The organism is Actinomadura sp. 9N215, assembly GCF_044326345.1.
GTDB lineage: Bacteria > Actinomycetota > Actinomycetes > Streptosporangiales > Streptosporangiaceae > Spirillospora.
On sequence record NZ_JBIRBA010000030.1, the window covers coordinates 75,448 to 86,901 of the forward strand.

General features: G+C 70.8%; 9 protein-coding genes and 2 pseudogenes. 7 read left to right on the forward strand and 4 right to left on the reverse strand.

Going from position 1 to position 11,454, the window contains the following annotated elements; genetic code table 11:
• Positions 1-54: 54 nt before the first annotated feature.
• The 4 genes and pseudogenes from ACH34T_RS36385 to ACH34T_RS36400 all read left to right on the forward strand — a co-directional run bounded on the left by ACH34T_RS36385 (position 55) and on the right by ACH34T_RS36400 (position 1,797).
• Positions 55-411: a hypothetical protein gene (locus ACH34T_RS36385; protein WP_396025523.1), complete on the forward strand. Its 357-nt coding sequence runs from the start codon at positions 55-57 to the stop codon at positions 409-411.
• A gap of 51 nt (positions 412-462) precedes the next feature.
• On the forward strand, positions 463-786 hold the full coding sequence (locus tag ACH34T_RS36390; protein ID WP_396025524.1) for a DUF3817 domain-containing protein: 324 nt from the start codon (positions 463-465) through the stop codon (positions 784-786).
• Between the two features lie 77 nt (positions 787-863).
• A pseudogene (locus tag ACH34T_RS36395) lies at positions 864-1,076 on the forward strand (MarR family transcriptional regulator); the annotation flags it as partial.
• Positions 1,077-1,278: 202 nt separating this feature from the next.
• On the forward strand, positions 1,279-1,797 hold the full coding sequence (locus ACH34T_RS36400) for a GNAT family N-acetyltransferase (RefSeq protein ID WP_396025525.1): 519 nt from the start codon (positions 1,279-1,281) through the stop codon (positions 1,795-1,797).
• An 832-nt stretch (positions 1,798-2,629) separates the two neighbouring features.
• Here ACH34T_RS36400 and ACH34T_RS36405 read toward each other — a convergent pair.
• The gene (locus ACH34T_RS36405) at positions 2,630-3,637 is read right to left on the reverse strand and encodes an SMP-30/gluconolactonase/LRE family protein (protein ID WP_396025526.1); all 1,008 of its coding nucleotides are present in this window, start codon (positions 3,635-3,637) and stop codon (positions 2,630-2,632) included.
• 785 nt (positions 3,638-4,422) lie between these two features.
• The gene (locus tag ACH34T_RS36410; protein ID WP_396025527.1) at positions 4,423-5,730 is read right to left on the reverse strand and encodes an MFS transporter; all 1,308 of its coding nucleotides are present in this window, start codon (positions 5,728-5,730) and stop codon (positions 4,423-4,425) included.
• A gap of 410 nt (positions 5,731-6,140) precedes the next feature.
• Here ACH34T_RS36410 and lon point away from each other — a divergent pair, with 410 nt between their 5' ends.
• Both lon and ACH34T_RS36420 read left to right on the forward strand, forming a co-directional pair.
• The gene (gene lon / locus ACH34T_RS36415; RefSeq protein ID WP_396025528.1) at positions 6,141-8,540 is read left to right on the forward strand and encodes an endopeptidase La; all 2,400 of its coding nucleotides are present in this window, start codon (positions 6,141-6,143) and stop codon (positions 8,538-8,540) included.
• Between the two features lie 219 nt (positions 8,541-8,759).
• Entirely contained in the window at positions 8,760-9,188 is a 429-nt protein-coding gene (locus tag ACH34T_RS36420; protein WP_396025529.1) for a VanZ family protein, read from the forward strand.
• Positions 9,189-9,197: 9 nt separating this feature from the next.
• On the opposite strand, the gene ACH34T_RS36425 is transcribed toward ACH34T_RS36420, so the two are convergent.
• Positions 9,198-9,689: a nitroreductase family deazaflavin-dependent oxidoreductase gene (locus ACH34T_RS36425; RefSeq protein ID WP_396025530.1), complete on the reverse strand. Its 492-nt coding sequence runs from the start codon at positions 9,687-9,689 to the stop codon at positions 9,198-9,200.
• Positions 9,690-10,083: 394 nt separating this feature from the next.
• Positions 10,084-10,233: pseudogene (locus ACH34T_RS36430) on the reverse strand (NmrA family NAD(P)-binding protein); the annotation flags it as partial.
• Positions 10,234-10,413: 180 nt separating this feature from the next.
• Between ACH34T_RS36430 and ACH34T_RS36435 the strand changes: the two are divergent.
• Positions 10,414-11,424 (forward strand): Gfo/Idh/MocA family oxidoreductase, encoded by a 1,011-nt coding sequence (locus ACH34T_RS36435; protein WP_396025531.1) that lies wholly within the window; start codon positions 10,414-10,416, stop codon positions 11,422-11,424.
• Positions 11,425-11,454: the final 30 nt, after the last annotated feature.

Genomic DNA, 11,454 nt, shown 5'->3' on the forward strand with positions numbered 1-11,454 from the left:
CGTGGTGGGTGGGTCGAGGAGGGGGTGTGCGGGGGCGGGGGTAGGCTCGGGGGCGTGCGACGGTTCCTCACCCCTGGCTGGATCGGGCTGCACGCGCTCGCGCTCGTGCTGTGCGGCGCGTTCCTCGGTTTCGGCTGGTGGCAGTACGACCGCGCCCAGAGCGGCAACGACCGCAGCTGGGCCTACACCTTCGAATGGCCGATCTTCGCGCTCTTCGTGATCGTGATGTGGGTCAAGATGATCCGCGACGAGCGGTCCGGGACGGCCCCGGCGCCGAAGGTGATCGAGGAGCCCGCCGAGGCCGGGGTGAAGCGGGAGATCATCCGGCGGCAGGAGGAAGAGGACCCGGCGCTCGCGGCCTACAACCGCTACCTCGCGCGGCTCAACTCCCAGGGCGGCGGACGCGGCTGACCCCGCCGCACGCGGCCCCACGGGGCGGGCGGTCGATGAAAGGTGTGTTCTGTGGAAGGCGCGGTGACCAGGTACCGGATCCTGGCGCTGGTGGTCGGCACGCTGCTGGTGCTGCTGACGATCGGCATGATCCTGAAGTACGGCCCGACCGACATGCCCGAAATGGCGGGCATTGTGGCGCCCGTCCACGGCTTCCTCTACATGGTCTATCTGCTGGTCGCGTACGACCTGTGGCGCCGCACCGGCTGGCCGCTCAGCCGGATGGTGCTGATCGTGCTGGGCGGCGTCGTCCCGTTGATGACCTTCTTCGTCGAGCGCCGGGTCGTCCGCGACGCGCGGGCGCTGCGGGGCGCGAAGGCGGAGGCCGGCGTCTGACCGGTCCCTCCGGGGTCTGGAAATCGCACCCGCCCGTCGCGTAACGTTTGACTCAGTCAAACGTTTGGAGGCGGGACATGGCGGTGAGCGAGGCGGACATCGGCACGGTCCGGGCGTTCAACCGGTTCTACACCGGCGTCATCGGCGTGCTCGGCGAGGGGATCGTCCGGTCCCCGTACTCCCTCACCGAGGCGCGGGTGATCTTCGAGCTGGCGCAGCGGGACGACACCGAGGTCCTCGCCCTGCGCCGCGTCCTCGGCCTGGACGCCGGCTACCTCAGCCGGATGCTCACCCGCTTCGAGTCCGACGGGCTGGTCGCGCGGGAGCGCGCGCCCGGCGACGCCCGCCGCCAGGTCGTCCGGCTCACGCCGCGCGGCCGCGAGATCTTCGCGATGCTCGACGAGCGGTCCGTGGCCGAGATCCGCGACCTGCTGGACGGGCTCCCCGCCGGCGATCGGCGGCGCCTCCTCGCCGCGATGCGCACCGTCCAGGGTGTGCTCGGCGACCGGCCGCGCCGCGCGGACGGCGACGTCGTCCTGCGTCCCCTGCGTCCCGGCGACCTCGGCTGGGTGGTGGAGCGCAACGGCTCCCTCCCTCTACGACGTCGAATGCGGCTGGGACCGCACGTACGAGGCGCTGGTCGCCAGGGTCGTCGCCGACTACGTCCAGGACCACGACCCGGAGCGGGAGAACGCCTGGATCGCCGAATCCGGCGGCGTCCGGGTGGGCGGCGTGTTCTGCGTCCGCCGCGACGACGACGTCGCGCAGCTCCGGCTGCTGCACGTCGAGCCCGAGGCCCGCGGCCTGGGCGTCGGGGCCAGGCTGGTCGACGAGTGCGTCCGCTTCGCCGCGGGGGCCGGATACACCGGGATGATGCTGTGGACGACGGCCCTCCAACGTCCGGCGCACCGCATCTACGAGCGGGCCGGGTTCGTCCTGGAGGAGGAAGAGGCGCCGGTGGAATGCTTCGGGGGCGTGGTCAGCGGGCAGGTCTGGCGCAAGAAACTGTGAGCCGGGCCCGGGGGCGGTGCGCCTCCACGGGCCCGGCTCCGCAGCGATCCCTTGCCTTGCTGCGCAGGCGGCCGGGACGGGGGTCGGACGGAGTTCCGGCCGCCTGGGGTTCACCGGCGTGACACCGGTTCGTTCTCAGGACCTATTCCCACCTCCCTTCCTCGTGGGGCCGGGCGGTGGACCGTCCGGCGAGCGGTGGAGGGCGCCGTCGCGGCGACCGGATGCTTGAGGCCGGGCCGGCGGCACGGCTGGAGGATGCCGCCGACCCGGCTCTTGGGGGACGCCGGCGCCCAAGGGGCGTGCGGCACCGGGGTCCGGAACTGGCCGGAGGCCAGGGGTCGGGGTGCGGGCGGCCCGGCGGGTCCGGTACGGCCGAGAACCCGAGGTGTGCCGCCGCGCGTCCCCGCCGCGGCACCCGTGGGGGGACGGTGCCTGCCGCGGCGGGTCGCGTCGTGGACGCCCTCGGCCGTACGGACCGGGCCGCGCGGGAGGCGGCCGGGGCCGGTCTCACGCTCCGTACGCTGCATCCGGGCCCCCTCCCGCATTACCACCAGGGGCTTTACCGCCCCCATGATCTTTCGTTCACTCATTGTCACTGTCTCGTTGCGGTAGGTACCCTCGCGTCATGCGGACGTAAACCGGGCCCGGCGCAAAGAATCGTGATCAAGAACGGGACTTTGCCTTCGCATTGCCCGCGATCCTCTCGGCCGCCCCTCCCGCCTCCGCCGCCACCGCCTTGTTCGTCGGCCCGAAACGCCGTGACACCCAGCGACGGCCGGCGTCTGCTGGGTGTCACGGACCCTGTCGTGGGTCGCGCGGGCGAGCCGTAAGCTCACATGCCGCGCACGGAGACGATGGTGAAGGGGAGTTCCGGGGTGCCCGGTCCCGTGGGGCCGCCCTTGTCGAACTGGGAGCCGACCACGTACAGCTTGCCGTGCTTGCGCAGCAGGGTCGTCGGGGTCCGCAGCGCCGGATCGACGACCCGCCGGGTCAGCCGGGCCGACCGGCCGTCCGAGCCGATGCGCCACCGGCTGATCGCGTTGGCGCCCGTGATGGGGTGGGCCACCCACAGCGTGCCGTTTCGCAGTTCCATGCCGTCGCCCGTGACGACGTCCCCTCCGTCCAGGGCCACCTTGTCGACCTTCCCGGAGGGCAGGGCGATGCGGTAGAGGTCGCCGCCGGTCATGTCCACGGTCAGCAGGTAGCGTCCGGACGGCTCGGCGACGATGCCGTTGAGGGTGATCGTGTTGGGCGCGTGCGGCTCCACGACCTCGGACAGGTCGAAGGTGGGCGTGAGCGGCGCCTCGCCGCCTTCTTCCTGGGCCTTCGCGAGCTGTTCGGGCGTGATGCGGTAGACCACGGACCGCCGGCTTTCGGTGATGTAGGCGGTGCCGTCCGGCGTGATGGCCATGTCGTTGACCAGACGTGGCGCCGTGTCGGGAATGGTGAACCTGGCCAGCAGGCGACGGCTGGCGATGTCGTACACCGCGACGCCGGTGAGGCGGTCCGTCACCCACAGCCGTCCGGCCCGGTCGACCTCCAGGCCGAGGGCCTGCGTGCGCCCGTCCACGAACGGGGGCAGGAACTGCTCGGCGACGCGCTGCCCGGGCGTGAGCTTGTAGATCGTGCCGCCCTCGAACGACCCGACGTACATGTCGCCGGTGCGGGGGTCGGCGGTGATTCCCTCGGGGTAGACCCGGTCACCGGGGATCTCGTGCGCCGTGGTGATGCGGACCTGGCCGTCCGTTGGGGACGCCGCCGCCTGTGCGGCGGAGCCGAGGAGCAGTGGTGCGGCGAGGGCCGCGACGACGATGGAGTGTCTCCGAGCTGCGCGGTACATGATCACCTTCCCGGTGGGGGTTTCTAGGCGCTGGCGATGTCCAGCAGGGCGATTCGGTCGGCTGTGGCAGCAGGGCGATTCGGTCGGCGCTGGCCGCGGGGTCATGGACGGCGACGGATCGGTGAGCCGGGCCGGGGTGCGGGCTCCGGGCACGGCGGCCTGACCGGAGGGGGTTCGGAGGGGGTGCGGCCCAGGCGTGACGGCGGCACCTCGAGCGCATGACCGCTCCCTCCGTCACTTCGGACGCGATGGCAACGCCATAGGGTATACAGCATAGGTTACACGTAATACGTACATTGTCCGATGTCGGACATAGTCTGCCAAGGCCCGTCTCAGCTGCGCGAATCGAAACCGGACCCACGTCGGGCGAGCACAATCGGGGCCATAGCGGTACGCGGCGGTAGGTAGTTCCACTACCTACCGCCGCGCAGTGCTTCACGGATGCCGAGAACAGCCGACGGAGGCGCCACGTGGGGTCAGGAGCCCACCAGGCCCAGGCCGCCGATTGTGTTCCGCACTTCCGCTAGTTGATGGTGTCGACCGAGCAGTTCTCAAGGCTCCGAAGGAGCCATGACCCCGAGGAACCATGGCAGCTGCGGATCACCGGTCGGGCTGAAGGCGCAACCCCAGGCGATCCAGTCGCCGTTCGCGAGCCCGGCGCGGCCCCCGGGGCCCTCGATCATCGACCACGATGTGTGCGGGCAGCAGGAATCCAGCACGATCCACTGCCCGACCGCCGCCGACGTGCGCCGATCTTGTTCGGACTCACGTTTCGGTGGGTGGGTTCAGTCGGGAGTCTGGGGGGCGTGGGCGCGGGCGGTTTGGACGGCGCGGTTGCTCAGGGTCCGCCAGGCGGATGCGGTGAGTGTGGCGGTGCAGGCGAGTCCCAGCCAGAAAGGGGCGGTCAGGCCGAAGTGGTGTGCGAGGACGCCGCCGAGGACGGAGCCGAGGAACATGCCGCTGTTGGTGACCAGTCGGTAGGCGCTGTGGACGCGTCCAAGCAGGCGGGCGGGGACGATCTGCTGGCGCAGTGAGGCTCCGATGGTGGAGAAGACGATCAGGTGGAGGCTGAGGAGCGCGAACAGCCCACCCGCGACGATCGCGCTGTGGGTCAGGGCCAGCCCGAGGTGGACCAGCATCTCGATGATCAGACCGGTGCGCAGTGTGGTGCCGGTGCCGAGCAGGGCGATGATTCGACCGGCGGTCAGGCCTCCGATGACTCCTCCCACGGCGCCGGCGGTGAGGAGGAATCCGTAACCGACCGGGCCGACGCCGAGCCGTTCGCGGGCGATGAGGACGGCAATGGAGAACACCGCGCCCAAGCCCAGGTTGGATAACCCGACGGTGACTGACATGGTGCGCAGGAGCCTGTGGTGTGCCAGCCAGCCAAGGCCTTGGCGGATCGCGCCGTGGAAGGTCGTGTGCGATGGGCTGGTCGAGGCGCTGAGCGACCGGTGTGGGGCTCTTGTGGGCAGCGCGCTGATCAGGATCGCGGCGGCCAGTAGGGCGAGGGTGTCGAGTGTGAAGGGCGCCCATGCCGCCATGGCGAACAGCACTCCGCCGAGCGGTTTGGCGAGGAGTTGCTGGCTGAGCACGGTTGCTGCCTGGAGCCTGCCGTTTGCGCGTTCCAGTTGGGTGGTGTCGATGATGAAGGGCAGCAGCGCTATGGACGCGTTCTCGAACAGCAGGCCGACGCAGCCGACCGTGAAGAAGGTCGCGTAGAGCAGTGGCAGTGAGGCGTGCCCGGCAGCGGTCGCCGCGGCGAGGAGGCCCAGAGCGGCCGCGCGGACCAGGCAGGCGGCGATCATGACGCGACGGCGGTCCAGCCGGTCGACCAGCGCTCCGCCGGGCAGCGCGAACAGCATCAGGGGAAGCTGATGGGCGATCATGAGCCCGGCAATCTGGACGGGGTCGCGGGTGAGGGAGGCGGCCAGCAGGGCCGCGGCGATCTGGGTGGTGCCGTCACCCAATCCAGACAGGGTGCTCGCCGCCCACAACTTCACGAAAGGGCGCCCAAGCTTCCGGCTCTGGCCTGATGTCCGGCGCGGCCCGGCCGAGTGGTTGCCTCCCGTGTTTATTCTGGGCTCGGCCATGCGGTTTATGACGCTGATCGTTCAGGGCTGGTTCGTCTGCCCAGGCTCATCCACCGGCGTCTAGGTACCACTGGCGCGGTGTGCGTTTACGTATTCGGCGGGGGACAGCGTGCCGGGCCCGGCGCCGGCGGGCAGCCCAGTCACCACCTCAACGACATGGCGCTCCCACTCCTTTGCCGCTGCGAGCACTTCGGAGGGAAGCGTCGAGCAGACCGAACGGTTCGAGTTCGGGAAGCGGTTCACCGTCGACCGCCGGCGAAGACGTCCTGCAGCCTCCCAGCCGCCCGCGAGGACTCGGGGTTTGATCGCTGAGAGCGAACGTTGCTGAGGAAACAAAAAGCTGCTCCGTTTTCTTGAGTGTGGATGACTCAACTTACGGTTGGGTCCTCTAGACGGACTTGGAGCTGAGCATGAGCGAGACCCTGACGCTGCCGGTGCTGCCCCTGGACGACGGGGCCGTTCTGCCCGGCATGGTGGTGCCGCTGGATCTGTCCGAGAGCACCGAGGTGCGCGCCGCCGTGGAGGCGGCGCGGGCCGCGGCGCAGTCCAAGGGGCCGGGCGTCCGGTCGGCGAGCAAGCCGCGGGTGCTGCTGGTGCCCCGGCTGAACGGGCAGTACGCCGGTGTCGGCACCCTCGGCGTGATCGAGCAGGAGGGGCGGCTGCCCGGCGGGGAGCCGGGCGCGGTCGTCCGCGGCGTGCAGCGCGTGCGGATCGGCACCGGGACGACCGGTCCCGGCGCCGCGCTGTGGGTCGAGGGCACCCTGATCGAGACGCCGCCGGTGTCCGGCGGACGCGCGCAGGAGCTGGCCAAGGAGTACAAGAGCCTGGTCAGCGCGATCCTGCAGAAGCGCGGCGCCTGGCAGGTCGTGGACATCGTCCAGCAGATCGACGACCCGTCCACCCTGGCGGACAACGCCGGATACGCGCCCTACCTGTCGGACGAGCAGAAGATCGAGGTCCTGGAGACCCCGGACGTCGTGGAGCGGCTCACCCTGGTCATCGGGTGGGCGCGCGACCACCTCGCCGAGCTGGACGTGGCGGAGACGATCCGCAAGGACGTCCAGGAGGGCATGGAGAAGACGCAGCGGGAGTTCCTGCTGCGGCAGCAGCAGGAGGCCATCCGCAAGGAGCTGGCCGAGCTGAACGGCGACCCCGCCGACGAGGAGGACGACTACCGCGCCCGGATCGAGGCCGCGAACCTGCCCGAGAAGGTGCGCGAGGCGGCGCTGAAGGAGGTCGACAAGCTGGAGCGGTCGTCCGACGCCTCGCCGGAGGGCGGCTGGATCCGTACATGGCTGGACACCGTCCTCGACATCCCCTGGAACGACCGTACCGAGGACGCCTACGACATCACCGGCGCCAGGGAGATCCTGGACGCCGACCACGCCGGGCTAGACGACGTCAAGGAGCGCATCGTCGAGTACTTGGCCGTGCGTAAGCGGCGTGAGGAGCGCGGCCTGGGCGTCGTGGGCGGACGCAGGAGCGGTGCGGTGCTCGCGCTGACCGGGCCCCCTGGCGTCGGTAAGACGTCGCTTGGCGAATCGGTCGCGCGGGCCATGGGACGCAATTTCGTGCGGGTCGCGCTGGGCGGCGTCCGGGACGAGGCCGAGATCCGCGGTCACCGCCGTACGTACGTCGGCGCGCTGCCTGGACGGATCGTCCGCGCCATCCGCGAGGCCGGCTCGATGAACCCGGTCGTCCTGCTGGACGAGGTCGACAAGGTCGGCGCCGACTACCGCGGCGACCCGACGGCGGCGCTGCTGGAGGTTCTCGACCCCGAGCAGAACCACACGTTCCGGGATCACTACCTGGAGGTCGAGCTCGACCTGAGCGACGTGCTGTTCCTCGCCACGGCCAACGTGGTGGAGGCGATCCCCGGGCCGCTGCTCGACCGGATGGAGCTCGTCCAGCTGGACGGCTACACCGAGCACGAGAAGGTCACGATCGCCCGCGACCACCTGCTGCCGCGCCAGCTCGACAAGGCGGGTCTGGAGGCGTCCGAGGTGGACTTCGGTGACGACGCGCTGCGGCTGCTGGCGGCCGAGTACACGCGGGAGGCGGGCGTCCGGTCGCTCGACCGGTCGATCGCGCGGGTGCTGCGGAAGGTCGCCGCGAACGTGGCCCTGGAGAAGGCGGAGCTGCCGGTCTCGATCGGCGCGGGCGACCTGAAGGACTATCTGGGACGGCCGCGGTACACCCCGGAGGTGGAGCTGAGCAGGAACGAGCGGCGGACAGGCGTCCCCGGCGTCGCGACGGGCCTGGCGGTGACCGGCGCGGGCGGCGACGTCCTCTACATCGAGGCGTCGCTGGCAGACAGGGAGACCGGCGACACCGGCGTCACGCTCACCGGGCAGCTCGGCGACGTCATGAAGGAGTCGGCGCGGATCGCGCTCAGCTACCTGCGGTCGCGGGGCGCCGAGCTGGAGCTGCCGGTCGGCGACCTGAAGGACCGCGGCGTGCACGTCCACGTGCCCGCCGGCGCGATCCCGAAGGACGGCCCGAGCGCCGGGATCACGATGACGACCGCGCTGGCGTCGCTGCTGTCGGGACGGCCGGTCCGGTCGGACGTGGCGATGACCGGCGAGGTGTCGCTGACGGGACGGGTGCTGCCGATCGGCGGCCTGAAGCAGAAGCTGCTGGCCGCGTCCCGGCTCGGGATCACCACGGCGATCGTGCCGAAGCGCAACGAGCCGGACCTTGAGGACGTCCCGGACGAGGTCCTGGAGAACCTGACGGTCTTCACCGTCAGCGACGTCCGCGAGGTTCTTGACCTGGCTCTCGAACCGGCCACCACCGCCATCGCCGCCTGACGATCGCGTCGCGGACCGGTGATCGCGGCCAGATGGCCGCCGTTGCCGAACGCCCGTGCCGGGCAGCCCCCGGCGCGGGCGTTTCGGCGTCAATCCTGGATTCGGGCCTGCCGTAATCCGCGGGCGCGCATGCTCGGTGACGCGGCGGGGAGCATGCGCCGGGTGTTCGTAGAAATGTGGCAGCGCGCAACGCCGGGCCGAAAGGCGCCCTGGTATGTCGTGGCCTTTCGCGTCGTCGTCGTGACGGTCGCGCTCGGCGGTCTCGGCGTCTTCTTCTATTTCGCCTTCAAGCTCACTCTGACGCCCGTCGCGGACCGCGGCCAGGCGGGCGGGAACACCGATCCCGGCCGCTCTCTCCGCTTCTATCTGGACCGTCCGACCAAGGACGCCGTCCTCCAGCTGGGCGGCAACCTGATGCTTCTCATGCCGTTGGGCGTGCTGCTCCCGATCGTCTGGACGACCCTCCGCGGCCCCATTCGGCTGGCCCTTCTCACCGCCGTGCTCTCCCTGGTCATCGAGACGATCCAGGGCGCGTTCGTCGTGGGGCGGGCCTTCGACATCGACGACGTCATCCTCAACGTCATCGGCGTCGTGATCGGATATCTCCTTTTGGGCCGCCGTCTTTCCAGAACGCTTCGCGGCTCCTGAGAACGCGGGTCAGCGCGGAGCGAGGTGGAAGACCCTCAATTGGCGCGTCGTGCGTTCCACATAGCGGTCGTAGACGGGCCACACGGCGATGAGGCGGGGCCAGATCGTGGTGCGTTCCTCGTCGTCCAGGAGGTGGGCGGTGACCGGGATGGCGCGTCCCTGGAAACTGACCTCGGCGTCTGGATTCTTGAGGAGATTTCCCGTCCAGGCGGGGTGCTTCTCGCGGCCGAAGTTGGAGCCGACGACGTACCAGCCGCCGTCCGGGGCCGGGTCGGGGAGGCATGCGAGCGGAGTCCGGCGGGGGAGGCCGCTGACGGCGCCGGTCGTCGTCAGGACCAGGCTCGGGACGAGTAGCTGGCCGAGCAGGAAATGGCCGCCGGTGAGCCTGTGCAGCGTCCGGTCGATGGGTGGGACGACCTTCGGGCCCACCTTGGAGAACCATTCGGCGCCGGAGATTCGCTGGAAGACCGGTCCGAACGTGCGCTGGACGAAGGTCGGCATCGGTCGCTCCTTGGGGCGTAGCCCGCCGGGGTGTGCAAGCCGTCCGGCCCGGCGGGGGTTCAGGTGGCCGCATCAGGCGGCTGGGGACGCGGACGCGTCGGCAGCGCACGCCCGTGAGGCGGTCGCAGAGGTCCGCGTACTCCGGCCACGTCAGGTAGTGGCCGCCGAGAACCCAGCGGGCCTGCCCCGGCCGGGCCTCGACGGAACGTGCCAACGCCTCGCCGACGTCGCGCATGTCGATGACCGAAACGCCGCCGCCCGGAAGTGGCCACACCTTGCCGAGCGCGGCGGCGAGACCCTCCATGAGGGTGTCGAGCGTGGGCTGGCGGGGGCCGCCGTCGAGGGCCTCGTAGACCGCGTGCGCGTCCAGCATGTCGCCGGGGACGAGTTCGACGTCCTCGGCGGCGACGCCGATCGTCCGCAGGACCTTCGTCGCCCATCGCGGATCGCGGACGAGCGCGCGCGGACGGTGCCCGGCGGCCAGCAGCGCGCCGACGGTGTGGGATCCGACGAACCCCGAGGCGCCGCTGACGAAAACCCGCATGCCAGGCAAACTAGCGCTTGGTCATGGCATACCGGCGGGCGGCGCGCTGTGTCGGCCTGGAGTAATCGCCGAGATTTCGGACACCTCCATTGCCGATAAGTCTCACCCTCGATCGTTGACGATGCTGGAACGCTCCAGCACACTCGTGCTCTCACCTGACCGCCGACCGGGAGGGGATCGATGAGGATCGGACTGGCCGGCGCGGGGCGCATCGGGGCGCGCCACGCCGTGGCCATGTGTGAACTGCCCGAAGTGGACGCCCTGGTCGTCGCCGACGCGGATCCGCGCCGGGCCCGCGACCTCGCCGCCCGCCTGCCCCCGGAGTCACGCGTCACGGCGCTGGACGAGGTCGAGGAGCTGTTCTCCGCCGGCCTGGACGGCTTGGTCGTCGCGGCGGCCACGGACGCGCACGCCGGCCTGGTGGAGCGGGCGGTGGCCGCGCGGATTCCGGTGTTCTGCGAGAAACCGCTCGCGTCGGATCTTGATGGAACGTTCCAAACAATGGCGGCCGCGGCCACCGCCGGGGTCCCGGTGCAGGTCGGGTTCCAGCGCCGGTTCGACGCCGGGAACGCGGCGGCGCGCGAGGCGCTGGCGTCCGGACGGCTCGGCTGGCTGCACACCGTCCGCTCGTGCAGCTTCGACCCCGCGCCGCCGCCCGCCGGGTACGTCCCGGCGTCCGGCGGGCTGTTCCGCGACTGCGTCATCCACGACCTCGACCTCATCCGCTTCGTGACCGGCCGCGAGGTCGTCCGGGTGATGGCGGCGGGCGCCAACCGGGGCGACGACTTCTTCCGAGAGTGCGGCGACGTGGACACCGGTTCGGCGCTGCTCGTCTTGGACGACGGGTCGCTCGGGGTCGTGTCGGCCACCCGCTACAACGCCGCCGGGTACGACTCACGGCTGGAACTGTTCGGGTCCAAGGACAGCATCGTCGCGGGCTTGGACGAGCGTACGCCCGCGACCGCGCTGCCCGAACGGGGTGAGGAACCCAGGGCCGCCTACAGCGGGTTCATGGAGCGTTTCGCCGACGCCTACGACGCCGAACTGCGCGCCTTCGTGGACGTGGTGGCCGGACGGCGCGGCAACCCGTGTCCGCCCGAGGAAGCCCTGGAGGCGTTCTACCTGGCCGAGGCGTGCGAGCTGTCCCTGCGGGAGAACCGGGTCGTCGGGACCGGGGAGGTGCGGCGATGAGGGTAGCGGGCGCACCGATCTCCTGGGGCG